The organism is Muricoccus nepalensis, from assembly GCF_006438825.1.
GTDB lineage: Bacteria > Pseudomonadota > Alphaproteobacteria > Acetobacterales > Acetobacteraceae > Roseomonas > Roseomonas nepalensis.
The window spans coordinates 47,115-70,194 of sequence record NZ_RCZP01000042.1; the positions used below are offsets into that span (position 1 = coordinate 47,115).

Below are 23,080 nucleotides of genomic sequence, written 5' to 3' on the forward strand. Positions count from 1 at the left end.
AGGTGGGCTGACCCCGTCACCGACGCCGCATTCGTGCCCGCAGTCGCTCAGCTAGTTTTCCGTCCCGGCTAGCCGGAACGTCGTTCTCGCTCCTGTCGGTCAGCTGTTCGATCAGCCGGCTCGCGATGAGACCCCGATGCCCGCCTTCCCAGTGGTCGGCCGCATCGTCGGTCGCGATCCAACCCGGCAGGGTCAGCAGCAAGGTAGACGCGAGCCCGTCAAGCAGTGGCTCGTAGGTCGCACGAAGAGCGGCGAGCGTCTCCTCGGCGTCGGGCCGCGCGTTCCATTTCAGCCCGGCCTCTCTCAGACGGAATTCCAGCTGAAGATATGCCTCGCGCGGCAGGCGGTCACCTCCGTCATAGCGGGAGGGGCGCACCTGGAGGGAGCGGGCCATCTCGACCATGACCTGACGGGCCATGGTAAAGGTCATGCGGGCCTGTAGCGGCTTCAGCTCATCGACGCCGACCAAGATGAGCGCACAGGTATCCATCACCGCTGCCGTGGCAGCGAGCCAGGACTGGTTGTCGTGCTGTGAGCGGTAGTAGACCAGCATTGGGTAGGAGAGATGGCTCTCCAGCAGCTCGGAAGCCCAGACCTCCCACTCGCGAAGCAACTCATCCAGCTTCTCCAGGCCACCTCCTGTGGCATGTCGGCAAAGCATCGTGCAGGCGGTCGGCGGAGAGCCGGCGCGGCCGTCGAGCTGGATGACATGGGCCTCCCGCCGGGCAAAGAGCTGGTAGAGCACCGGCAGGTAGCCGATCACCACGGCGATGAAGCCGATCCCTGTGCCGGCCTCGACGACGCTCACGATACGGGCCGCTGCCGTATGCGGGACCACGTCCCCGTAGCCAAGCGTGAAGAAGGTGACCCCGCTCATGTAGATCTGCTCTGGCAAGGCTGATCTCGGGGGGGGACCTGCCTGCAAAGCCCACTCGAGCAGCCCGAAGCCTGCGATCAAAGCCGTGCCCCAAACCGCGAACAGCACCACCATCGACAGGGCGCCGAAGACTCCGAGGAAACGCTCCCGCCGCGCACCGGCTGGGAGGCGCCGTGCCATGGCGGACCACGCAGCCCAGCTCAGGCCGAAATAGAAGCGGCTCAGGCGGAGGTGCCGATGGACCCGCCGGGGAAGAAGCATGACCTCAAAGGCGTCCTGCAGCACGAGGCACAGCAGAAGGACGGCTGCAAGGGTAGAGATCAGCGAGGTCATGCCCCTTCAACGCCGGAGTACGCCTCTAGGCGCTGCGCTGATGATCAGACCCGCCAGCGTAGTGGAGGCTAAGGTGCCATGCTGCCGGCCGGCCATAATGAGCCTGCGAGAAGCTCCTCTATGCGGCTCGCCAGGGCTTTAAGGGCGAAGGGGCCTTCTGCGGCCATCTCTGCCCTGGCAAGGGAGCGATGCGATCGGCAACCGCTGTCCTGGCTCAATCACCAGAACCCGCGGCAATCCCAGCACAAGGATCGTCTTTAGCGGGCATCCACGCACGACAAATGTCTAACGTCGTGCCTGGAGAGCGGCGGAGGGGTGGTTGCCGCAGTTGCCCGCAACGGCCGAGTCCGGCAGACGAGCGGACACTGCTGGATCAGACGATGGTTCGCATGGTGCCCTGCCTGCGTTCCCTTGCTTTCCGAAGGTGGGTAATTCTGCTGGGTATGGAGAAGGCTAGGTGTCCCGGCACTGGTTTCGTCCTGCCGAGAGAGCCGGCCTCGGTTTGTGGCATGCTGAGCAAACTGTCCTGCCGCCTCAGCCGCATTCGGAGGGTTCAGCACATTGTCTTGGCAAGGATCGAGCGCCCTGGTGTGGGACGCCGAGCGCCTGCGTATCGCGGCCGACGCTGCCGGGATCGCCCTGTGGTCGTGGAACGTGGACACCGACGAGATCGCCCTCGACGAGCGCGCCCATGAGTTGTGGGGCATGCGGAGAGGCGGGCCGGTCACCTTCGAAGAGATGTCTAGCCGCATCCACCCGGCGGATCTGGAGCGGGTCAAGAAGGCGTTCCAGGCCACCCGCGCCATGACCGGAGCCTACGAGATCGACTTCCGGATCCTGCACGGCGACGCGGTCCGCTGGATTTCCGCCCGTGGCCAGGGAGGCGACATCGGCATTGTCGGCCGGATCATGTTCGGGGTCTTCCTCGACGTGACCGAGCGTAAGCAGGCGGAGGAAACCCGGGAGATGGCGGCCGGGGAGATGAGCCACCGGGTCAAGAACCTGTTCTCCATCGCCTCTGCCCTGACCGCGGTTTCGGCGCGCTCGACGGCGACCACCACCGAGATGGCCCGTGACCTCACCCAGCGGCTGACCTCGCTGGGCCGTGCGCACGAACTCGTCCGTCCCGTCCCAGGCCAGGTTGAGAACAAGGCGGCATCGTTGGGTGACCTGCTCTCCATCCTGCTGGCGCCCTACAGCGGTGACACGCCCGGCAGCTCGCGTATCCAGGTCAACGTACCGGAGGTGCGCGTCGGGGGTACCGCGATTACCACCCTGGCCCTGGTGGTCCACGAGCTGGCGACCAATTCGATCAAGTACGGCGCCCTCTCGGTGGCTGGCGGCGCGCTGGACGTGAAGTGCAGCACCCATGAGGACGAGGTAGTGGTGGTGTGGACCGAACGGGGCGGGCCGCCTGTCACGGCTCCCAACGGCACCACGGGCTACGGGAGCAAGCTGGTCTCGCGAAGCATGTCCGGGCAGCTGGGCGGTGCCATCTCGTTCGACTGGCCTGCCAGCGGCATGGTTGCCACGCTGCGGATGAGCCGGGCTCGGCTAGGGGTCTAGGTTCGCGAGGATAGGGCTACAGCCTGCCTGTCAGGCGCCTCAAGGTGTCGGCAACGACGGCGAGGTCGTAGGGCTTGCTCATGAGGACGGCGGGTGGGTCGAGGTTACGGAGGCGGCTCACAAGGTTTTCCGCATAGCCGGACACCACGAGCACGGGGATCTCCGGGCACCGGCGCCGGGCCTGCTCCGCCGGGGCGATACCGTCGAGCGCTCCCGGCATCTGCACGTCGGTGAACAACACGTCGAAGCCGTCAGGCCCATCCAGTAAGCGGACAGCCTCCTCGCCGTTCCAGACCTCGACTGCCTCGAAGCCGTTCTCCTGGAGGAACTCCTTCATGATCAGCCGGATGAGGTCCTCGTCCTCGACAAACAGAACGCGTACCGAAGCCATTGTTCTGTTCACCGGCTTGCGGGATCAGTAGGTCCTGTGCGGTAAGGTGTAACAACGTTGGGAAACCCGTGTTGCCGGGCTCATCAGCTTGGTGAGGAATGGTGCGACACGATCCCGCGATAGTCCTCTTGCCACATTTGACGAACAGTGATGGACCGCCCCTGAAGTAGCTCCGCCGCGTCGCCACTCGCTACGAGAAGACCGTAAGGAACTACCTCGCCGTCGTCACCCTTGCCGCCACCGTCCCGTGGCTCAGGTCAGTGTCCTCAAAACCTGGAGCAGGTAGGATTGTTCGGGCATAGCTCAAACGCTCTACTCTCTTGTGTCGGGCCGGACGGGTCGTGCAGCATTCAGGCCAGGAAAAACATATGGCAGATCCAAACAGCGACAGTGAAACCGCTTTGGACGACCCACCGCGCCTCTCCACCGGAAACGAAGGGCTCGACCACATCCTGGGCGGCGGCCTGGATGGCGACCGGCTCTACCTTCTCGAAGGTCGGCCGGGCACCGGCAAGACAACGCTGGCCCTGCAGTTCCTGATGGAAGGTGTCCGCCAGGGCGAAACAACCCTGTACGTTTCTCTTTCAGAGACCGAACGCGAACTTCGCCTCGTTGCCCGGCGGCACGGCTGGTCCTTGAATGGGGTCTCCCTATTCGAGCTTGTTCCGGCCGAGGCGGCTATTGACCCGGGGCGCGAGCTGACGGTCTTTCATCCCTCCGAGGTGGAGCTCGGGGAAACCACCCGGCTGATTTTCGAGCGCGTGGCTGCGTTAAACCCAGCGCGCGTGGTCTTCGACAGCCTGTCCGAGCTGCGCCTCCTCGCGCAAAGCCCTCTTCGCTATCGGCGGCAGATCCTCGCCCTCAAGCACTTCTTCACCGACCGCCGCTGCACCGTCCTGGTCCTGGACGACCTCAGCTCGCAGCAGGACGACCTGCAACTTCACTCCATTGTCCATGGCGTCATCCTGCTCGAGCAGATGGCGATCGACTACGGCGCCGAGCGCCGGCGCATGCGCGTGGTCAAGATGCGCGGCATCTCCTACCGCGGCGGCTTCCACGACTTCGCCATCAAGACCGGAGGCATCGAGATCTACCCACGCTTGGTCGCGGCCGAGCACCATCGCCCGACCGAGGGCAGCGAGTTCGCGGGCAGCGGCGACGCCGCGCTGGACGTCATGCTGGGCGGCGGGCTGGAGCGCGGGACGAATGCCCTGCTCCTGGGCGCCGCGGGCGTCGGCAAATCCTCGCTGGCGCTGACCTATGCCGTCGCGGCGGCCGGCCGGGGCGAGAAGGCCGTTCTCTTCGCCTTCGACGAGGGGAGGGGCACGATGCAGGCCCGGGCGAGGACGCTTGGCCTGCCTCTGGACGCGGCTGTGGAGGTCGGGCTCCTCCGCATTCAGCAGATCGATCCCGCCGAGCTCTCGCCCGGCGAGTTCGCTAGCATTGTCCGGCGTTCCGTGGAGGCGGACGGAGCGCAGGTCGTGGTGATCGACAGCCTAAACGGCTACCTCAGCGCCATGCCTGATGAGCGCTTCCTCATCCTGCAAATGCACGAGCTGCTGAACTACCTCGGGCAGATGGGCGCGCTCACCATCCTCGTGCTCGCCCAACACGGCCTGGTGGGCCCCATGCAGAGCCCGGTCGACCTCAGCTATCTCAGCGACGCCGTCCTGCTGCTGCGCTACTTCGAGTTCGAGGGCGAGGTGCGGCGCGCTCTGTCGGTGGTCAAGAAGCGGAGCGGCCGTCACGAGCACACGATCCGCGAGTTCCGCCTGAGTGGATCGGGCATCTCGGTTGGGCCACCGCTGAAGGGCTTCAGTGGCATCCTGTCGGGAACGCCCCACTACGGCGGAGCCAGCTTGCCGCTCCTGGGTGGCGGTGGAGACGAGGGACGCGGTGCCTACAACCGCTGACCCGCCTGGACCGCGGGTCCTTGTTCTTGCCCCACGGGGGCGCGACGGCCCGGCCGTGGCCGAGCAGATCGGGCGGGCCGGGCTCCGGGCCCGTGTCTGCGGTGATGTGGCCGAGCTCCTGGCGGAACTCGACCGAGAAGCTGACGCGGCTCTGATTGCCGAGGAGGCGCTCCTGGGCGGATCGGCAGAGGCACTCGGAAGGTGGGTGTCGGGCCAGCCCGCCTGGTCGGACATGCCCTTCGTGCTCCTAACCAACCACGATCAGCGCCTGGCACTGGCACGAGAGGGGCTGTTGCGTTGCCTGGGCAACGTCTCGCTGCTCGAGCGCCCCCTACAGGCCATCACCCTGACCAGCGCCGCCCTCGCGGCCGTCCGTGCGCGGCGGCGTCAGTACGAGGTCCGCGCCCACCTCGAGGAACGGGAGAGGACCGCCCTCGACCTGCAGGACCTCGTCGCGGCCCGGACGAGAGAACTTGAGGCGGCGAACCGCGTCCTGGAAGCGGAGGGTGCTCTCCGCGAGAGCGAGGCTCGGCTGCGGCTGGCGACAGAAGCGGCCGAGGTCGGCTTCTGGGACGTGGACCTGGTGGAGGACACCATGGTCTGGCCACCCCGGGTGAAAGGGATGTTCGGCATCCCCGCCGATGTTCCGGTGACCATGAGGGATTTCTACGAAGGTCTGCACCCAGACGACCGGGAAGCCACGGCGGCAGCCTTCGCAGCGGCCTGCGATCCCAATCAGCGCGCCTTGTACGACGTCGAGTACCGCACGGTCGGCAAGGAGGATGGTGCCATCCGCTGGGTCGCGGCGAAAGGCCGCAGCCTCTTTGATGAAGAAGGCTGCCCGGTACGGGTGATCGGCACCGCCATCGACATCACGGCCCGGAAGATGGCCGAGGCGGCGCTGGCGAGGAGTGAGGCGGAGCTGAGGAGTCTTAACGAGCTCCTGGAGGCCAGGGTCCGGGAGGAGGTGGCCGCCCGCGAGGAGGCGCAGGCTCGCCTAGCTCAGGCGCAGCGGATGGAGGCGCTGGGCCAATTGGCCGGCGGGGTGGCGCACGACTTCAACAACGTGCTTCAGGCCGTGAGCGGTGGTGCCCGGTTGATCGAGGGGCGGAGTACCGAGCCGGAACGGGTGCGACGCCTCGCCCACATGATCGCCGAGGCGGCGCGACGGGGTGCCTCCATCACACGCCGTCTCCTCGCCTTCTCTCGACGCGCCGACCTGCAGGCCGAGCCGGTGGACGTTGCGATGCTGCTCGAGGACATGCGCGAGATCCTGTCGCATACGCTCGGCGCCGGCATCCAAGTGCGGGTACAAACCGCTCCGGCGCTGCCACCCCTGCTCGCAGACAAGGGGCAGCTCGAAACAGTCCTCGTCAACCTGGCTGCCAACGCCCGTGATGCCATGGATGGCGCTGGGGCGATCACGCTGTCGGGGATCCTGGAGCAGTCGAAGCGGGGCGAGGGCGGGGCGGCCTACCCAGCCACCCTGAAGGCCGGATCCTATGTGAAGCTCTCCGTGTCCGATACGGGAATGGGGATGGACACGGCGACCCTCGCCCGGGTGGCCGAGCCGTTCTTCACCACCAAGCCGCTCGGCAAGGGAACCGGGCTGGGGCTCGCGATGGCGCGCGGCTTTGCCGAGCAGAGCAGCGGTGCACTTGCAATCGAGAGTTCGCCCGGCAGGGGCACGACCATCCGGCTGTGGTTTCCGGTCGCGTCGGCTGATGCCATCGCAGGTCACCACCCGGCCGGTCTCGGCAGCATCCTTCAGCCCGAGAGCCGCGCCCGCGTGCTGCTCGTGGACGATGAGGCACTGGTGCGCGAGATCACGACGGAGGGCCTGGAGGCCGCCGGATACGCCGTGCTGTCGGTTGGTAATGCGACTGAGGCCATTGAGCTACTTGATGCCGGCGAAGCGGTGAGCCTGCTTATCTCGGATTTGTCGATGCCAGGGATGGACGGCATCGCCCTCATCCGCGAGGCGCAAAAGCGGCGGCCGGGGCTGCGCGCCATCCTGCTCACCGGCTTTGCAACCGATGCGGCGGAACTTGCCGTCAGCGGAGCCATCCAAGGAGCTTTCACCCTCCTGAGGAAGCCGGTTGAGCCAAGCGTCCTCGCCGAGCGTGCCCTGGTGTTGCTTGATGGTGCTCCAGACATGGAAGGACCTGGGTAACCATCGCCGAAGTCCCCTGTGACGCTTTGTTCGAGCCGAACTCCGGGCGGAGCTGTGGCGGAAGTATTTCGATGCCGGCCTGACCCCTCTTCAAGCGATTGAGCAGAACCGCGTCGATGAGGAAGTCTGACACCACCTTGGCAAAGGGCTAGCCACGACAGTCCAGCAGAAGACCAGGGTGCAGCAGGTAGGTCACAGACCTGAGTGCGGAGGCAATGTTGGGGTTTGTTTACGCAGCCAGCCAGGCAGCCCGGCGTTGCCTGAACTGTAAAGGCGCCTGACAAGCGTTAAGGCGTCGCTTCCTTCCCACCAGGATGGGAATTTCTGCCGGGATCCGCGATGTCCGACTTTGCTGGGATGCTAAAACGACAAAAGATCCTTGGCGATTTTGGAGAGTTCGCCCTCCGTTCCGAAGACCTTGACCAGGTTCTCCACGAAGCCTGCCGTCTGATTAGTGAAGCGCTCGGAACCGACCGTGCCAAGATCCTGGAGATCCTCCCCGCTGAACGGCAGCTCTTCGTCAGGGCAGGTGTGGGTTGGGATGCCGGCATCGTCGGCGAACTGCGCATCTCCATGGAAGAGCATTCCTCGGAGAGCTTCGCGATCAATTCCGGCGGGCCCGTAATCACCCAGGACATGAGCCGGGAAGACCGCTTCGAGGTGCCCTCGTTCATGCGGGATGCGGGGGTAGTTGCCCTTGTGAACGTTCCGATCTTCCTACCCGGACAGCACGCTTTCGGCCTCCTGCAGGTGGACGACATCCGACCGCGCGAGTTCGGGGAGCATGACATCTCCTTCCTGCGCACCTACTCCGCCATCCTCGGCCCGTTGATCAACCGGCTGCTCGTGGTCGGTACCCTGCGCTCCTCGGAGGAGCGTTTCCGCCTCACCGTAGCGGCAGCGCTCGATTACGCGATCTTCACCACGGACGCGATGGACCGGATCACCGACTGGCTGCCCGGGGCACAGGCTGTGTTTGGCTGGACGGCGGAGGAGGCGGTGGGCCAGCCCGCTGCGCTGATCTTCACCCCCGAGGATCGCGAGAACAACGTTCCAGAATGGGAGGTGGAAACGGCCCGCCGGGAGGGCGTAGCCCCGAATGTGCGCTGGCACCTGCGCAAGGACGGTGTGCGGGTGTTCATTGAGGGGAGCACCACGGCGCTTCGCGGCGACGATGGCCGGATACAGGGTTACATCAAGATCGGTCAGGACGTGACAGCCCGGAAGGCGGACGAGGAGCGGCAGACCCTACTGATGCGTGAGGTGGATCACCGGGCTAAGAACGCCCTCTCGGTGGTCAACGCGGCGCTGCGGCTGACGCGCGCTCCCGATCTGCCGAGCTATGTCAAGGCGATCGAAGGGCGGATCGATGCATTGGTCAGGGCGCAAACGTTGCTCGCCGACGACCGCTGGGACGGGGCCGACCTTCTGACCCTGTTACGGGGTGAGCTCGCCACGTTCCTCGACGTTGAGGCTGGGGATGAAGCACAGGTCGAAGCAGTTGGGCCGTCGGTGAGGCTTCCGGCGGGGGCAGCCCAGCCCTTGGGGATGGCAATTCACGAACTTGCTACCAATGCGATGAAGTACGGCGGCCTCTCGACCCCTGCTGGCCGTGTCGCAATTCACTGGACGAAGGAGGGCTGGCCAACCGAGATGCTTCGGCTTTGCTGGTTGGAAAGCGGTGGGCCACCGGTTGAAGGACCGCCGGAGAAGCGCGGCTTCGGCACGCGGGTGCTGGACGGGACGGTGCGGGGTCAACTCAGGGGGGCGGTTTCGCTCGCCTGGCATGCCTCGGGGCTGGTTTGCCAAATCGAGGTGCCGCTCAGCCCGGGACCGCAGAGGTGCTCTGTGGGGCGCTGACCGCTGTTTGGGGAAAAGCCCGTCTGGCAGTTACCGTCGCTGCCGCACGACACATCCGTCCTGCTGCCGCTCCTCATCCTGGCGGATGCCTTGCTTATGCCCGGGAAGGGCGAGTTTTGGCGGCCCAACCTATGTTGGCAGGTTCTTCCGCCGGGAAGGCCTACAGTGCGCGCTAGGGCATTCCGTTTCGAAGTGCCCGGGGCATAGATCAGTTCTGCTCCTTTTGGAGCAGCGCCCCATGCAGCAGCATACCCGTCAGCACGGCCCATCGTACGGCGACCGCCCGCCCGAGCGGCACCGCCTCGTCCGCAAGCTGCAAGGCATCGCGGACGTGACGTCCGAGGAGCGGCAGGCGTTGCTGGATCTTCCCATGACCGTCCGGAGCTATGCCAGGGGCGAGGACCTTGTCCGGGAGGGCGACGTCCCTAACGAGTGCTGCCTGATCCTGGAGGGCTTCACTTTCCGCTATAAGCTCCTGCCCGACGGGCGGCGGCAGATCATGGCGTTCCACACGCCGGGCGACATACCCGACCTGCAGAGCCTCCACATCGGGGTCATGGATCACTCTATCGGCGCGATGATGCCGACCCAGGCGGCGTTCATCCCGCACAAGAGCATGCGCGATCTGACGCATGCCTACCCTGGGTTACTGCATGCGTTCTGGCGCGATACCCTGATCGACGGGGCCATCTCCCGGGAGTGGCTTATCGGGGTTGGCCGGCGGGACGCCCATGAGCGCATCGCCCACCTCATCTGCGAGATGCTGCGACGCCTTAAAGCCGTGGATCTCGCCCCGAATGACACCTTCAAGATACCTGCGACCCAAGCCGACGTCGCGGACGCGCTCGGCTTGTCCAATGTGCACGTGAACCGCGTGCTGCAGGACTTCCGGCGGGAAGGGCTGATTACCTGGACCAACTACACGGTCAGCATCCTGGACTGGGAGAGGCTGCAAAAGCGCGCCCTCTTTGATGCCACCTACCTGCACCAGGCCCACGAGGCCGCCGCATGATCACGGGCCTTACCCTGGCGCCGGTGCGGGTGGGAACAGGCACAGTAGGCGAGGAAGGATGCCTGGTGTTTGCCAGGGACTGCCTGGTTGCTGTGCTCGTGCAACGGGCCGAAGGGCACGATGCAGCAGGGCATTGGTTCCTGGAGCATGGCTTTGGCCGACTTGACGTGACAGTGCCCCCGACCTTCTCCGACCTGCAGGCCGCCGAGAGGTGGATTGCGGGCAGACTGAGTGGCGCGGCGGTTGGCCGTGACACCCTGGTGCCCTTTCCGGGTCCCCGCACTCTGCGTCAACGACTGCTGCAACCCTGAGGAAATCAGCAGCCTAATCAACCTAGGGTCAGGACCCGTTAATTTGGGCTAGCGCTTGATCTGGATGGCTGATTCCATGGCGGCTGGAGGTGCTGGCATGGCTGACCTGTTCTGGCTGACAAGGGCGCAGATCCGGCGGATCGCGCCCTACTTTCCGCTCTCGCACGGCGTGCCGCGGGTCGACGATCAGCGGGTGGTCAGCGGTATCCTCCACGTCATCCGCAACGGACTGCGCTGGCGCGATGCCCCGGCGGCTTACGGTCCCCACAAGACGCTCTACAACCGCTTCGTGCGCTGGAGCCGCCTCGGCGTGTTCAACCGCATCTTCGCCGGGCTCGCGGGGCGAGCGGGCGAGCCCGAGCGCCTGATGATCGATGCGACCCACCTCAAGGCGCACCGGACGGCCGCAAGCCTGCTCAAAAAGGGGATGTTCCCCGCCGTATCGGGCGCACCAAGGGCGGCCTGAACTCCAAGCTGCACGCCGTCTGTGACGGCAAGGGCCGCCCTGTGGTCCTGCTCCTTTCGGAAGGGCCGATGAGCGACCACAAAGGGGCAGCCCTGATGCTGCCCAGCCTGCCGAGCGCCAAGGTGCTGCCCAGCCTGCCGAGCGCCAAGGAGCTGCTCGGCGACAAGGGCTACGACAGCAACCGCTTCCGCGAGGCGCTCGTCGAGCGCGGCATCCAGCCCTGCATACCCTCATCCAAGAGCCGCAAGGTGCCGCTTCCCTACGACAAGGCCCTCTACCGCCAGAGACATCGCATCGAGAACATGTTCGGTCGCCTGAAGGACTGGCGCCGCATCGCCATGCGCTACGATCGATGCGCCCACACCTTCATGTCCGCCATCTGCCTCGCAGCCAGCGTGCTCTTCTGGATCAATGAGTCCTGACCCTAGTTCAGTGTTTCACCGATCGGGCAACGGCAGTCTGGCGCCCATGCCATCGTTCTTCTTTGACACCTCTGACGGTGAACGCTTCATTCGGGACGAGATCGGCCTGGATGTGGAAAGCCTGCAAGCCGCTCGCGACGAGGCCATGGCCGCTCTGCACGCCATGAGCCAGGACAGGCCGGTCGACGGTGACCTGCGAGAGGTTTTCGCCCTCGTTCGGGATCCGAGTGGTCGGCTACTATGCAAGGCAAGGATGAGGGTCTGGTGCGAGTGGTCTGACTGACACCGGGAAGAGGATCCTGACTAACCATCCTCTGGAACGCTTGTTATTAACACCAGACCGCTTTGTAAGCGTCGTTAAGCGGCGATGATGGGGAATACGATGATCGAGTTTGACGACGACATCCTCCGAAAGCTCGCGGAGGCCGAGGTCGCCCGACAGGACGAGATGACCCGTCTTGCTGACAAGATAGGACCGGAGGACAAAAAGCTAGACGACCTCAGGACGGCGCATTTCAAGGATCGCGCGGGCGTACAGAAGGCGCTGCGTCCGCTCGTGGAGATGGAGAGGCTCAGGGAAAAGGTCCGCCGGACCGTTGCGCTGCTCGAAGCCGGCCCAGCCCACTTCCACTACACGACGGCAATCCAGACGGCGCACGAAGATGCCCTCGAACTGCTCAGTCCGCCGTACCCGCTCGACGACGCCAATTCGGGTTACCACTGCCACGTCCGGATGCTGGTTGCAGGTGTCTGGATCGAAGGCTTCGTGGAAGCCCATAACCCTCACTTCCTGTACCTGAAACGGACCGGCGAGGACGCCGAGGTCATGGTGCCATGGGCGCAAATCGCCGCCTTCGAAACGCGGGGAGCCATCAATTACGACGCGATCCGGCGTGCCATGGACGATACAGCGGTGGAGGACGAGAGCGAACGCAGCTTGCCTTCAAACTGAACAGCCTTCGGAAGGGCCTGAAGGGAGACCGCGAGGTCTCCCTTCAGGCCGGCCGCTCTCGGGTGGAGCGCATTAGAAAGCAACGCGTTCTGCCAAGGGACCTGCCTTGATGAGATGGACATGCGCGTTCCCGGTCGAGTGGAAACAAGGGAAAGCACTACCTCTTGGGGAAGGGGTACACGGCTGCGCTGCTCCCTGACGGATGCGGGCGGCGATCTGCGGCGACACCTTCCGTGGAGGAGGCTGTGATCGCTTCCACGGCACCTGCCACCTGCCGGGCTGCAAGGTGATGGACCATGTGCCCGGCACCGGGCACGATCTGCAGGTCACTTCCCCCGATTTCTGCATGGAGCCGCTCGGCCGAGCGCTTGAACACCACCTTGTCCCCATCGCCTGCGATAATGACCACCGGCAGGGAAAGACCTTCGTAGCCCGCCTGTAGGCCCAGGGCGCCCGGGATCATGAGGACGCCGTCCATCGACGTCGCGCGGATCTGAGACGGGCGTAGCGCCATCGCTGGCGAGTACTCCGCCTGGAACCGGGCTGGCACCCGGGCGGGCGAGAACAGCATGCGCTTGACCAGCGGCATCATCAGCCAGCCGAACAGCGGGGACACAGTGTAGCGCAGGATGTCTCCCAGAATAGGGATCGCTCCGGGCGCGACCAGCAGCACGTCCGGCCGGAGCGTCCAGAAATAGTAGCCCGACAGAATCACAAGGCCGGCCGTGTCAGCCGGGTGCCGCTCGGCGAGGGCGAGGGCCACGATGGCTCCCCAGGAATGGCCAACCACCACCGGCCGCTCGATGCCCAGAATTCGGACAGCTTTATGAAGCAGCTCGGCCTGCTCTTTCGCCGTCCACAGGCGCCCGCGTGGGCGGTCGCTGTAGCCGAACCCCGGGCGTTCGAAGATGATCACCCGATGGTTCTTGAGCAGCAGCTCGGCCACCCCACTGGTGTTGTAGTCGTCCCCGGTCACCATGTTGCCGTGGATCAGGACGACAGCGCTTCCAGTGCCGCGATCGCTGTAGTGCAGGCGAACGCCATCCACCTCGACGAAGGAGCCCTCGGGTGGATGCCGGCGCTCCGCTTGTCGCGCTGCCAGGTGATTGACCAGGGCGAGCGCGCCAAAGGCACCAACGACGCAGGCAACGGTCCGTCCGTGGCGCCGAGCGCCACGTGATCTTCTAGCGAGGTTCATTTGTACCCTTTACGCGGCGCGGCATTTTACGGTTGCCGGAATGGCTACTCAGCCTGTCGCGCCTCGAACGCGTCGGCTTGTGCAATGTTGCAACACGACATGTCCGCTTTCGAGCAGCCCCGTGGTGAACAGGCTCCGCAGCCGCACGTCGCTGTGCGCTGATCGTCGCGCCTGGCTTGAACTGGTCATCGTTGATAGCTGCCCCATGTCCGGACCTTGCATCGCCGCATGCAACGAGGTCGTCGATGGCAAGCCTCCCGATCGCGGATTGCTGCTACACTTTGGGTCTCAGATCCTCAGCGGACCCGTGAGGATCACTTTCATTATCGATGCCCCGAATAGATGGCCGCGGCCGCCATTCGGGCAGGCGTCAGGAGCAAGCACGTGAATTTTCAGGCCTGGATTGCTGAGATCGACGCCGTGGTGACCTTCGATGTGGATGCAGAGCTATGGCGGAAGTATTTTGAAGCCGGCCTGACGCCTCTTCAGGCCATTGAACAGAACCGCATCGACGAGGAAGTCTAGCTGCGCCCCGCGGAGAGAGAGGCATGACAGCCAAGCAGGGAACCCTCGCGTGCGGCCACAACCTGAGGGCTCCATCGCACGAAGCGGTTGCACAAGGTCTTGTAGAGATCGCAGGCCTCGAGGCGTCGCGCCAGCGCAACCCACTGCGGGTAATTTGAAGAATACCGCTGGCCACACCCTGAGCGTCACCTGCGGCATCTTGTGTGAGAACAGGAAATAGGGCGCGATCCGCCGGATCTGCGCCCTCGTCAGCCAAAACAGATCAGCCATGGCGGCAGCAACTCCGGCCGCCATGGAAGCAGTCATCCAGGTCAAGCGCTAAACCAAGGTCAACGAGGCCTGACCTTGGCACTTCAGCTGCGCATGCCAGAGGTGCTTATCGCCCCGGTGGGTTGGAACAACTGTCGTGTTAGCCCTTCTTGGCCTGTCTGCGTTGTATCCGGAGGCGCTTGCGGCCGGTCTTTCGGCTGCGTTTAGGTCTGATACGCACGACGGCACAGCCCCTGCGTGAGTTGGAACGTCGGAACCTAGCAAGCTAGCCTCCGACTACAAACGAACAGCGCGGCGGGTTGGGGCACCGATACTGGAATGCGCAACTGTGGTATTAGCTCAGCTTACCCCTGCGCAGGTGCCGGGTGCGGGTGTTCAAGGAAGAAGCGCACCATCTCGCGCGACGCGTCCGGCCCGCGCGGATCGGTGTAGGTTCCGGCGGCGCTGCCGCCCGACCAGGCGTGCCCGCCCCCGTGCACAACCCACTGCTCGAGCACCGCAGCCTCACCAGCGGGGGCATAGAGGCTACGGGTATAAGAACGCCCACCACCCACCTGCCCCTGCTCAACCCTCGCAGGCAGCTTGCCGCTTGCAGCGGCGCCCGCCTGCGCGATGACTTGGTCCCCGTTGCTCGGGTGAACCGTGCCGTCCTTATCGGCGTGGAACACGATGGTCGGGACTACGCGGGCCGTTCCTCCAGCAGCAGGCTCGCCGCCTCGCGCGGACGGCGTCCGTCCGGCCGCGCCCTGGCGCATGGCGGCGAAGGCCGAGGGCATGTCACGCGCCGCGCCGCAAGCGAGCCCGGAGTGGACGCCAACAGCCGCGTAGAGGTCGGGATAGGCCGCCCCCATGATCGCGGCTGCCGCCCCGCCGGCCGACAGCCCGGCCACGAACACACGGTGCGGGTCGACAGCGTAATCGCGCATGACCTGGCGCGTGGCGCCCGCGATCAGTGCGGGCTCGCCCTTGCCGCGGAGCTGGTCGCTCGGGCTGAACCAGTTCCAGCACCGCTGCGCGTTGGCGGAGGCCGTCTGCGCCGGGTACATGACGAGGAAGGTTCCCTCCTCGGCCAGGGTATTCATGCGGGTGCCAGCGGCGAAGTCGTCGGGCGACTGGGTGCAGCCATGCAGCATGACCACCAGTGGTACGCTTTGCCCGGCACGGTAGCCGCTGGGCACGTAGAGCTTGTAGCCGAGGTTCCCGGCATCACCCGCGAACGCCGCCGTCTCGAACCGCGCGCCGTTGGGCAGGGGAGCCTGGTTAGCTGCGAACCCGCCGGGCGCGAAGCTACTCGACAGGCCAGCAGTGCCCTGTGCAAGGCCGCCCTGCTTGAAATGATCAAGCATGCCGCGCAGCGCCTCGGGCATCGGAGATGGTGCGGTCCGGCCCATGCCTGCACCAGACCACGAGCTGGCCCCCTCCCCTGCGGCCTGTGGCGGCGGAACGGCGTTCTTCACCTCACCGGTCTCAGGCTCCACGTCGAAGACACGCGGCAGGCGCGCGGTGGGGTCAACGGTGCCGGTGGGGCGAGCCGCTTTGGGCACAGCGCCGGGCGAGGCCTCCCCGCGGAACAGGCGCTGCAGCAGCGCGGTTGCTTCGGTGACACGCCCCTCCCGGGTGAGGCGGGCAGCCTCCTGCATGTCGGGAAGCGCTTTGCTGTCGATCGGGGTCATGTTCTTGCCTTTGTCGCACGGGCTCGCCGGCGGCCTCCCAGCAAGGGTGGTCCGATCCGCGCCGCGGCTGTGTTGTGCAGTGAGGGGGAGCAATGCCTCCCCGAGTGGAGTTCAGCGCATCCGATCGGCGAGCGCGGCCTTCACCGCCGGACTGGCCTGAAGAGCGCCGACAACGGCGAGAGAGGCGATGGTCGCGCGGGCGAGGTCGGGCGTGACGTCCGACGCGATGGTGACGAGCCCAAGCACCCGGATGTCGAGCGCTCCCCCCGCCGCCCGAACGCGCTCGAGTTCCTCGCGACTGTAGTGCCGCAGGCCGAGGTCAAGGCTCCTGCGGGCGACCGACTGCTTGGTGGCGTCGCTATGCCGCTCAATCTGGTTACGAATGGCGGTGCGGATGAAGTCGGTTCGATTGGCGTAAAAGCCGTCCTGAACCAGCAAATCCACATGCCCAAGATCGACATAGCCGAGATTGATGGTGATCTTCTCGGTGTCTCCGCCGGACCGCGGTCGCAGCTCCTGTACGTTGTTAGCCACCAACACCATCCCATCGCCATCCAGTGGGATGGTAAATGGGGGGCAGGTGCTGGGGTTCAATGGCTGAGGCCTTTGCTTTCGAAAACCGGCACAACCGCCCGGGCTGTCGTCAGATCAAGCCGCTCTTGTCCAGGGTCGCACCGAGACCGGCGAGATGGCCGGCCATTCCATAGGCGCCGTCGGCAGGGAGCACACGCCCCCCGCCTCGCCGCAGGCGCAGGAGGCGCGCCTGGTGTTCCCGGAGGGCGCCCGCCCGGCATAGCCCACCGCCTTTGCTGACCAGCCCCCACGGGGGGATCCAGCCGGATTTTCAATGGAGCATGGCCGCGGCCTGTCCTGAGTTGGTGAGTGGATGGCCTGTAGGCGACGGCGGACGTGCTGGCAGGAGCACCTCTGGCGCGGGCGGTCGGTAGCGCAGCGAGGAGTGCGGGCGGACGGTGTTGTAGTGGCGACGCCACCCCTCGATGAGGACCTTGGCTTCGGCCAGTGTGTTGAACACTTCGGCGTTGAGCAGCTCGTCGCGGAGCTTGCCGTTGATGGGGTGGACGGCCCCCGCTCCTGACAGCGCGTGTTGTAAGGTGCTGCGGTCGTCCACCTCCACGGCAGGGAGCTGTCCAGATGCAAGTTGCCACGATCGGGCTGGATCTCGCCAAGCACTGGTTTCAGGTTCACGGTGTCGATGCGGCAGGGGCTCCGGTCCACCGCAAGCGGTTGAAGCGCGCTGAGGTACTCGCTTTCTTCCAAGGCCTTGAGCCCTGCCTTGTCGGCATGGAGGCTTGTGCTTCCTCTCACTACTGGGCGCGTGAGATCGCGCGTTTTGGACACACCGTCCGGCTCATGCCGCCCGCTTACGTCAAGCCTTATGTCAAACGGGGCAAGAACGACGCGGCCGACGCAGAGGCCATCTGCGAGGCGGTGATGCGACCCACCATGCGCTTCGTGGCGGTCAAGACGGCGGAGCAGCAGGGTCTCCTTCTGCTCCATCGCGCTCGTCGGCTGCTGGTTCGCCAACGCACCATGACGGCGTGTGCCATCCGCTCCCATTTGGCTGAGTTTGGCTTCATCACCGGCCAGGGCATCGGCCGCGTTGAGCCCCTCCTGGAGCGCTTGGCCGAGAAAGGGGCGGAGAGGCTACCGGGCGAGGTGCGCGACATCCTCCTCATGCTCGCGGCCGAGCTCGCCACCCTTGGGGAGCGCATTGCCCAGATCGAGGCTCGGATCGACGAACAACACCGTGCCAACCCGGTGAGCCGTTTGATCGCAACCATACCGGGCATTGGTCCGATCACCGCCACGGCGATCGCAGCAACGGTCCCGGATGCCGCCGCCTTTCGCTCCGGCCGCGACTTTGCGGCCTGGCTCGGCTTGACCCCGCGCCAGAACTCGAGCGGTGGAAAGGACAGGTTGGGGAGTATCACCAAGCGCGGAGACACCTACCTCCGGCACTTGCTGTTCATCGGCGCCCGCAACGTGATCCGCTATCCCAAGGCCAGAGCAGCCGCCGGAGCTGCCTGGATCGAGGCGCTCGTGGCACGACGTTCAAAGACCGTCGCGGCCGTCGCGCTGGCCAACAAGATGGCGCGCATTGCCTGGGCCATGATGACCAGCGGGGAGGTCTACCGATCAGCGCGTGAGGCCACGGCCTGAGGAGGGCTGCTGCCGAACCGGGCTCCAGACGTGCGAGGGCGATGACGACGTGATGGCGAACCGGCAGGGCCGGGGATTGGCAGAGCCAGCAGAGCTTTCGGAGCGCAAAGCCCGCCCCGTTGATTTGGCGCCGATCCGCGGACTCCATCAGGGCCAGCGGTCATGTGGGCCGCACCAACAGGCCGAATACATGAACGCACCCCACCGCCGCCAAACGCCAACATCCTTCTTGCACCGCGGGGGCCGTCCATACATGAAGCTTTCCACATAGCCTTCTCCCACGGGCTGCCAGGCTCGATGAACGCGGTCCTCGCGCCCACGCCGATGATCCAGCTTTTAACGGCCGTGGCGGCGAACTCCGGCCCGTTGTCCGAACGAACATGGCCTGGCACGCCGCGCCGGATGAACAGGTCGGACAGCATGTCGATGATGTCGGCGGCCCTGAGCTGGCGACCCACTCGGATCGCCAGGCACTCGCGGGTGAACTCGTCCACGACATTCAGCATGCGGAACTTGCGCCCGTCCCGGGTGCGATCCTCGACGAAGTCATAGGCCCAGACGTGGTGCGGCCGCTCCGGCCGCAGCCGCACGCAGGAGCCGTCAGCCAGCCATAGCCGACCACGTTTAGGCTGCCGGGCGGGTGGCCCGTGCTAGCAGCTGGGCTTTGAGGAGCAGGAGATGGCTCGCCATGACCAGCCCGTCCGCCCGCCGCTCCAGCCGCGCGCCGCCACTGCTGTTCTCGATGGTGCCCACCAACTGGTCGGTGAGTGCCAGGATGGAGAGCGTGCCGAGGTCCACCCGCTAGTGGCGTACCGTCTCGAGCCGGAAGGTGAGCTGCCCTTCGAAACCCTTCACCCACAGTTTGGGTGCTGAAAGACATCGAGATGATCGTTATGGAGGACAACCGCCGACGGTGCGCCCGCAATCCCAAAGCACGGGCCGCCATCGACGCGACGATGGTCGTCCTGCGGGCTCAGTTCTCCAGCCTTGGCGGCGACATGGAGGGAACTGCGCGCGGCGCACTCAAGAAGGTTGTCCTTGTCGCCTGCATCCGGCGTCTCCTGGGCATCCTCAACGCCATCGTCCGGACCAGCATGCCATGGCAAACCGCTTGATCAGTAAGACGGTCGCTCAGGTTACGCCACCTGTCCGGTCAACAGAGGGGCGTCACACGCGCTGGACGAGACTGCTCCTGCGATTGCTCTGCTTGTTTTCTGGCAGAACGGTAGGGCAGTAAGACTGCATGGACAACAATTCGGCCCAGCCCACCGTTGGAAGAGGACGCGCGCGAAGCCTCGTCTTTCTCGGCGGCGATTCCTACCCCGCCGACCGGCCGATGGAGAATGCCTTGCAGCACGGCCTGGCAGATCTTTGCGACCACTTCATCGGCCAGCAGGTGCTGCTGGATCAGTACCATAACGGCCGGATGTCGCGGTTGCGCTCGGTGGGCCTCGCCGCGGCCTTAGCCGGCGACGGCCCGGTACCACCTGGACCGGTTGTGCTCGTCAGCCGCTCCTCTGGTTGCGTGCTGGCGACGCAGGCGGCAGCCAAAGAGGCTGGCCGCATCGCCGCCATCGTGTGCCTTGCCTATCCCTTCCGCCATCCTGAACGACCACCGGAGCCGGACCGATTCCTCCATCTCGCCCGCCTAACCGTTCCAACCCTCATCCTTCAGGGAACCAGGGACAACTACGGCGGCGCCGAGGTCACGAGGGATTACTCCGTATCAAACGCTGTTACGTTCCAGGTCATCGACACGGACCACGAACTGAGGATGTCACCCGCAACTTGGAGCGAGGCGCTAACGACCATTCGCCAATTTCTGCAAGGTGTTCTGCCTACTGGTGCCTGAGGCGCTGGCCAGAGTTCTGGGCACTAACACCAGCAGCAAGGTGCTGAGTATCAGGCCGTCAGCTTCACCATCGACAGGTGGGGGCGGTAGACATAGCCGTCCTGATCCTTCACCTCGACGCGCACACCACGGACGGTGGGAACTGTCTTCACAACGGTGCCGCGGCGGGCGGTGGTAACGCCTGCACCTGTCGTCTTGAAGCGCACCTGCGCACCGCGCTTGAACTGATTTGCCAAGGTCTAGCTCCTGTTTGTGCGGGCACACATAGGCACGTGAACCCAGCATGACAAATCTCGATGCTCTCGCGCGGTGATTGCCAAGGTGTCTGGCGAGAAGACGCACGCGACTGTTCAGGCAGATGATGGGGAACAAACGTACTCATCCGGTGAGTACCGCAGTTGACGATCAGGCGGCGGCGGCCAGCGCCAGATTGGATGGCTTCCAGTTCCAGGGCAGGAGSTSGTCGAGCCTKGAGGCRGGRTGATYGGCGATGCGGGCRAGSACGTCGGCGAGCCAGGCACGCGGGTCGACGTCGTTGAGCTTGGCGGTGGTGATGAGGGAGTACAGGGCGGCAGCGCGCTCGCCGCCGCGGTCACTGCCCGCGAACAGCCAGGCTTTGCGGCCGAGGGCGACGCCGCGGAGAGCGCGTTCGGCGGCGTTGTTGGTCAAGCAGATCCGGCCGTCGTGGAGGAACCCGGTGAACGCCTCCCAGCGCTTGAGGGCGTAGTCCAGCGCCTTGGCGAGGTCGTTGTGGCGCGACAGCCTGGCCCTGGTCTCGAGCATCCAGGCTTGGAGGTCGGNACGTCGGCGAGCCAGGCACGCGGGTCGACGTCGTTGAGCTTGGCGGTGGTGATGAGGGAGTACAGGGCGGCAGCGCGCTCGCCGCCGCGGTCACTGCCCGCGAACAGCCAGGCTTTGCGGCCGAGGGCGACGCCGCGGAGAGCGCGTTCGGCGGCGTTGTTGGTCAAGCAGATCCGGCCGTCGTGGAGGAACCCGGTGAACGCCTCCCAGCGCTTGAGGGCGTAGTCCAGCGCCTTGGCGAGGTCGTTGTGGCGCGACAGCCTGGCCCTGGTCTCGAGCATCCAGGCTTGGAGGTCGGCGACCAGCGGGGCCACGACAGCGGTGCGATGGACGAGGCGCTCCGCGGTGGGGCGGCCGTTCACCTCGCGCTCGGCGTCGAACACGCGGTCGATGCGCCGCACGGCCTCGGCGGCGAGCGGCGCGCGAGCGACCTCGGCGAGCTCGAAGGCTTTCCGGCGGAAGTGGGCCCAGCACGCGGCCTCGGTAATCGGCCCTGGCTTGCGGTCAGGGCGGTAGAGCTCGCCGAACCCGGCATAGGCGTCGGCCTGCAGGATCCCTGAGTAGGAGGCCAGGTGCTGCCTCGGGTGCTCGGCCGTGCGGTCGCGCGAGAAGTGGAACAGGGCGGCCGGTGGGGCTGGCCCGGCAAAGGGCCGGTCGTCGCGGACATAGGTCCAGAGCCGTGCCGTGACCGTCTTGCCGCGGGCGAGCAGGGGCACGGTGGTGTCGTCCCCGTGCAGGCGCTCGGCGGCCAGGACATGGGCCGCGATGAGGGTGTGGAGAGGGGAGAGCACGGCGGCCGCGGTGCCGACCCAGTCGGCCAGGGTGGAGACGCTCAGCTCCACCCCCTCGCGGGCATAGGTCTCGCTCTGGCGGTTCAGCGGCAGATGCTGGCCGTACTTGGCCTCCAGGACCATGGCCAGGAGGTTCGGCCCCGCCCGCCCACGGGCAATGGGGTGGAACGGCGCGGGCGGCTGGGTGATGGTCTCGCAGGAGCGGCAGCTGAGCCGCTCCCGCACGGTCTGGACCACCTTCCACGACCGGGGCACCACCTCCAAGGTCTCGGTAACATCCTCACCCAGCTTGGACAGCTTGCCCCCGCAGCATGGACAGGCGGAGGGCGACGGGACCACCACGCGCTCGCGCGGCAGGTGGGCGGGCAGAGGGCCACGGACCGGCTTGCGGGGCGGCACCCCGGGTTCCTCCCCACCCTGGTCCTCGGCCCGGGCCGCCTCCTCGGCGGCCGTCGCGACGAGTTCGCCGAGCTCGAGCTCCAGCTGGTCGATGAGCTTGCGGCCGCGCTCGGAGGAGGCACCGAACTTRTCGTGGCGCAGCTTGGCGATGACCAGCTTGAGGTGCGCGATCATCGCCTCGGCACCCGTCGCCCGGACCTCCAAGCCCGTCGCGCGTACCTCGGCGGCGATGCGAGCCTCGCGCTCTGCGGCAAGGGCCGCGCGGAGCGCCTCAACGTCTCCGGTCTGATCCGGTACCGGCGTCATGGAGGGAGTGAATCAGACGGCGGGACGCACCGCCAGCACAATCACCCTCATCATGGCAGGATCAGCCCGCGACCTGCGGCCTGTAGGTGTGCTGCGGGTTCCGCCAGTCGATCCCGTCCAACATGTAGGCCAGCTGTGCCGCCGAGATGGACACGGCGCCGTCCGCGGGCGCAGGCCACAGGAAGCGTCCCCGCTCCAGCCGCTTGGCGTAGAGCGACATGCCGAGCCCATCGTGCCAGACGATCTTGAGCAGGTCGCCGCGCTTGCCGCGGAACACGTAGAGGTCGCCCGCGTGCGGATCGCGCCCGAGCGCCTCCTGCACCTGCAGCGCCAAGCCGTTCATGCCGCGGCGCATGTCCGTGTGGCCCACCGCCAGCCAGACCCGCATACCAGCGGGAACAGGGATCACCGCCGCAGCACCGACAACACGCGCCGCAGCGCCGCCGTGTCCACGTCCGCCCCCACCCGCACACAGGTGCCGTCCGGCAGCGCGATCTCAATCCGCGGGTCTAGCGACGCCGTGGGCGTCACAGGCCCAGGCGGCACCGCGTCGCTCACCTCCACCGGAAGGAACATCGGCTCAGGCGCGTCATGCACCCTGAGCTGCCCCTGCCGCAACTGACGCCGCCAGTACCACAGCAGCCCGCGGCTGATGTCGTGCCGCCGGGCCACCTCCGACGTCCGCGCCCCGGGCTGCGCCGCCTCGGCCAGCACGCGCAGCTTGTCCTCGGCACGCCAGCGACGACGCCGCTCAACCCCGGTGATGATCTCCATCCCGCCCCCGTCCTTTGCGTCGCCCTCACGAGCG

General features: G+C 66.0%; 21 protein-coding genes and 4 pseudogenes. 12 read left to right on the forward strand and 13 right to left on the reverse strand.

The features are described from left to right. Positions 1–16 precede the first annotated feature (16 nt). Complete coding sequence (locus tag EAH89_RS25470; protein WP_140886511.1) at positions 17–1,210, reverse strand: potassium channel family protein; 1,194 nt, start codon at positions 1,208–1,210, stop codon at positions 17–19. A gap of 588 nt (positions 1,211–1,798) precedes the next feature. Between EAH89_RS25470 and EAH89_RS25475 the strand changes: the two genes are divergently transcribed. Then, complete coding sequence (locus EAH89_RS25475) at positions 1,799–2,776, forward strand: sensor histidine kinase (RefSeq protein WP_206667679.1); 978 nt, start codon at positions 1,799–1,801, stop codon at positions 2,774–2,776. A 16-nt stretch (positions 2,777–2,792) separates the two neighbouring features. Here the strand turns inward: EAH89_RS25475 and EAH89_RS25480 are convergent, their stop codons facing one another. Beyond that, a complete protein-coding gene (locus EAH89_RS25480; protein ID WP_140886513.1) occupies positions 2,793–3,167 on the reverse strand; it encodes a response regulator in 375 nt (124 codons plus the stop codon). A gap of 368 nt (positions 3,168–3,535) precedes the next feature. Between EAH89_RS25480 and EAH89_RS25490 the strand changes: the two genes are divergently transcribed. The 7 genes from EAH89_RS25490 to EAH89_RS25525 all read left to right on the forward strand — a co-directional run bounded on the left by EAH89_RS25490 (position 3,536) and on the right by EAH89_RS25525 (position 12,276). After that, on the forward strand, positions 3,536–5,080 hold the full coding sequence (locus EAH89_RS25490; RefSeq protein WP_140886514.1) for an ATPase domain-containing protein: 1,545 nt from the start codon (positions 3,536–3,538) through the stop codon (positions 5,078–5,080). A gap of 55 nt (positions 5,081–5,135) precedes the next feature. Next, entirely contained in the window at positions 5,136–7,253 is a 2,118-nt protein-coding gene (locus EAH89_RS25495) for a hybrid sensor histidine kinase/response regulator (protein WP_140886515.1), read from the forward strand. Between the two features lie 339 nt (positions 7,254–7,592). After that, entirely contained in the window at positions 7,593–9,113 is a 1,521-nt protein-coding gene (locus EAH89_RS25500; protein WP_140886516.1) for a PAS domain S-box protein, read from the forward strand. 238 nt (positions 9,114–9,351) lie between these two features. Beyond that, on the forward strand, positions 9,352–10,125 hold the full coding sequence (locus EAH89_RS25505) for a Crp/Fnr family transcriptional regulator (RefSeq protein ID WP_140886517.1): 774 nt from the start codon (positions 9,352–9,354) through the stop codon (positions 10,123–10,125). Positions 10,126–10,533: 408 nt separating this feature from the next. Continuing rightward, positions 10,534–11,324, forward strand: a protein-coding gene (locus EAH89_RS25515; RefSeq protein WP_140886518.1) for an IS5 family transposase whose coding sequence is annotated in 2 segments (ribosomal slippage) — positions 10,534–10,867 and positions 10,867–11,324 — 792 coding nt in all. Because the reading frame shifts where the segments join, the coding sequence is not laid out codon by codon here. A gap of 46 nt (positions 11,325–11,370) precedes the next feature. After that, on the forward strand, positions 11,371–11,607 hold the full coding sequence (locus EAH89_RS33585; protein ID WP_140886519.1) for a DUF6894 family protein: 237 nt from the start codon (positions 11,371–11,373) through the stop codon (positions 11,605–11,607). A gap of 99 nt (positions 11,608–11,706) precedes the next feature. Next, positions 11,707–12,276: a hypothetical protein gene (locus tag EAH89_RS25525; RefSeq protein ID WP_140886520.1), complete on the forward strand. Its 570-nt coding sequence runs from the start codon at positions 11,707–11,709 to the stop codon at positions 12,274–12,276. A gap of 157 nt (positions 12,277–12,433) precedes the next feature. Here EAH89_RS25525 and EAH89_RS25530 read toward each other — a convergent pair whose 3' ends face one another. Further along, positions 12,434–13,474, reverse strand: coding sequence for an alpha/beta fold hydrolase (locus EAH89_RS25530; protein WP_140886521.1), 1,041 nt, complete (start codon positions 13,472–13,474; stop codon positions 12,434–12,436). A 384-nt stretch (positions 13,475–13,858) separates the two neighbouring features. Between EAH89_RS25530 and EAH89_RS31535 the strand changes: the two genes are divergently transcribed. Continuing rightward, positions 13,859–13,999, forward strand: coding sequence for a hypothetical protein (locus tag EAH89_RS31535; protein ID WP_161993753.1), 141 nt, complete (start codon positions 13,859–13,861; stop codon positions 13,997–13,999). A gap of 614 nt (positions 14,000–14,613) precedes the next feature. Here EAH89_RS31535 and EAH89_RS25535 read toward each other — a convergent pair. The 3 genes and pseudogenes from EAH89_RS25535 to EAH89_RS25545 all read right to left on the reverse strand — a co-directional run. Beyond that, the gene (locus EAH89_RS25535; protein WP_194152367.1) at positions 14,614–15,942 is read right to left on the reverse strand and encodes an extracellular catalytic domain type 1 short-chain-length polyhydroxyalkanoate depolymerase; all 1,329 of its coding nucleotides are present in this window, start codon (positions 15,940–15,942) and stop codon (positions 14,614–14,616) included. A 111-nt stretch (positions 15,943–16,053) separates the two neighbouring features. Beyond that, entirely contained in the window at positions 16,054–16,476 is a 423-nt protein-coding gene (locus EAH89_RS25540) for a CopG family transcriptional regulator (RefSeq protein WP_241667210.1), read from the reverse strand. Positions 16,477–16,786: 310 nt separating this feature from the next. Further along, positions 16,787–17,014 (reverse strand): annotated as a pseudogene (locus EAH89_RS25545) (integrase core domain-containing protein); the annotation flags it as partial. Positions 17,015–17,094: 80 nt separating this feature from the next. Between EAH89_RS25545 and EAH89_RS25550 the strand changes: the two are divergent. Continuing rightward, the gene (locus EAH89_RS25550; RefSeq protein ID WP_140886522.1) at positions 17,095–18,123 is read left to right on the forward strand and encodes an IS110 family RNA-guided transposase; all 1,029 of its coding nucleotides are present in this window, start codon (positions 17,095–17,097) and stop codon (positions 18,121–18,123) included. A gap of 255 nt (positions 18,124–18,378) precedes the next feature. Here EAH89_RS25550 and EAH89_RS25555 read toward each other — a convergent pair. Both EAH89_RS25555 and EAH89_RS31540 read right to left on the reverse strand, forming a co-directional pair. Next, positions 18,379–18,764 (reverse strand): annotated as a pseudogene (locus EAH89_RS25555) (DDE-type integrase/transposase/recombinase); the annotation flags it as partial. After that, positions 18,748–18,921 (reverse strand): hypothetical protein, encoded by a 174-nt coding sequence (locus tag EAH89_RS31540; RefSeq protein ID WP_161993754.1) that lies wholly within the window; start codon positions 18,919–18,921, stop codon positions 18,748–18,750. The pseudogene EAH89_RS25555 and the gene EAH89_RS31540, both read right to left, overlap by 17 nt. A 68-nt stretch (positions 18,922–18,989) precedes the next feature. Here EAH89_RS31540 and EAH89_RS33590 point away from each other — a divergent pair, with 68 nt between their 5' ends. Beyond that, on the forward strand, positions 18,990–19,238 hold the full coding sequence (locus EAH89_RS33590) for a hypothetical protein (protein ID WP_140886523.1): 249 nt from the start codon (positions 18,990–18,992) through the stop codon (positions 19,236–19,238). 128 nt (positions 19,239–19,366) lie between these two features. Beyond that, complete coding sequence (locus EAH89_RS25565) at positions 19,367–19,975, forward strand: alpha/beta family hydrolase (protein WP_140886524.1); 609 nt, start codon at positions 19,367–19,369, stop codon at positions 19,973–19,975. Positions 19,976–20,025: 50 nt separating this feature from the next. Here the strand turns inward: EAH89_RS25565 and EAH89_RS25570 are convergent, their stop codons facing one another. From EAH89_RS25570 to tnpA, 5 genes and pseudogenes are all read right to left on the reverse strand, one after another. After that, on the reverse strand, positions 20,026–20,211 hold the full coding sequence (locus tag EAH89_RS25570) for a hypothetical protein (RefSeq protein WP_140886525.1): 186 nt from the start codon (positions 20,209–20,211) through the stop codon (positions 20,026–20,028). 169 nt (positions 20,212–20,380) lie between these two features. Beyond that, a pseudogene (locus tag EAH89_RS25575) lies at positions 20,381–20,773 on the reverse strand (IS66 family transposase); the annotation flags it as partial. A gap of 5 nt (positions 20,774–20,778) precedes the next feature. Then, positions 20,779–22,272 (reverse strand): annotated as a pseudogene (gene tnpC / locus EAH89_RS25580) (IS66 family transposase); the annotation flags it as partial. 61 nt (positions 22,273–22,333) lie between these two features. Then, positions 22,334–22,681: an IS66 family insertion sequence element accessory protein TnpB gene (tnpB, locus tag EAH89_RS25585; protein ID WP_140886526.1), complete on the reverse strand. Its 348-nt coding sequence runs from the start codon at positions 22,679–22,681 to the stop codon at positions 22,334–22,336. Next, positions 22,678–23,080: IS66-like element accessory protein TnpA (gene tnpA / locus EAH89_RS25590; RefSeq protein ID WP_206667680.1), on the reverse strand; the 403-nt coding region annotated here is incomplete at its 5' end. The genes tnpB and tnpA, both read right to left, overlap by 4 nt.

Coding starts and splice junctions, on each gene's coding strand:
- EAH89_RS25490 (WP_140886514.1), top strand. CDS start 3,536: ATGGCAGATCCAAACAGCGACAGTGAAACCGCTTTGGACGACCCACCG.
- EAH89_RS25480 (WP_140886513.1), bottom strand. CDS start 3,167: ATGGCTTCGGTACGCGTTCTGTTTGTCGAGGACGAGGACCTCATCCGG.
- EAH89_RS25530 (WP_140886521.1), bottom strand. CDS start 13,474: ATGAACCTCGCTAGAAGATCACGTGGCGCTCGGCGCCACGGACGGACC.
- EAH89_RS25550 (WP_140886522.1), top strand. CDS start 17,095: ATGCAAGTTGCCACGATCGGGCTGGATCTCGCCAAGCACTGGTTTCAG.
- EAH89_RS25565 (WP_140886524.1), top strand. CDS start 19,367: ATGGACAACAATTCGGCCCAGCCCACCGTTGGAAGAGGACGCGCGCGA.
- EAH89_RS33585 (WP_140886519.1), top strand. CDS start 11,371: ATGCCATCGTTCTTCTTTGACACCTCTGACGGTGAACGCTTCATTCGG.
- EAH89_RS25470 (WP_140886511.1), bottom strand. CDS start 1,210: ATGACCTCGCTGATCTCTACCCTTGCAGCCGTCCTTCTGCTGTGCCTC.
- EAH89_RS25505 (WP_140886517.1), top strand. CDS start 9,352: ATGCAGCAGCATACCCGTCAGCACGGCCCATCGTACGGCGACCGCCCG.
- EAH89_RS25535 (WP_194152367.1), bottom strand. CDS start 15,942: ATGACCCCGATCGACAGCAAAGCGCTTCCCGACATGCAGGAGGCTGCC.
- EAH89_RS25525 (WP_140886520.1), top strand. CDS start 11,707: ATGATCGAGTTTGACGACGACATCCTCCGAAAGCTCGCGGAGGCCGAG.
- EAH89_RS25500 (WP_140886516.1), top strand. CDS start 7,593: ATGTCCGACTTTGCTGGGATGCTAAAACGACAAAAGATCCTTGGCGAT.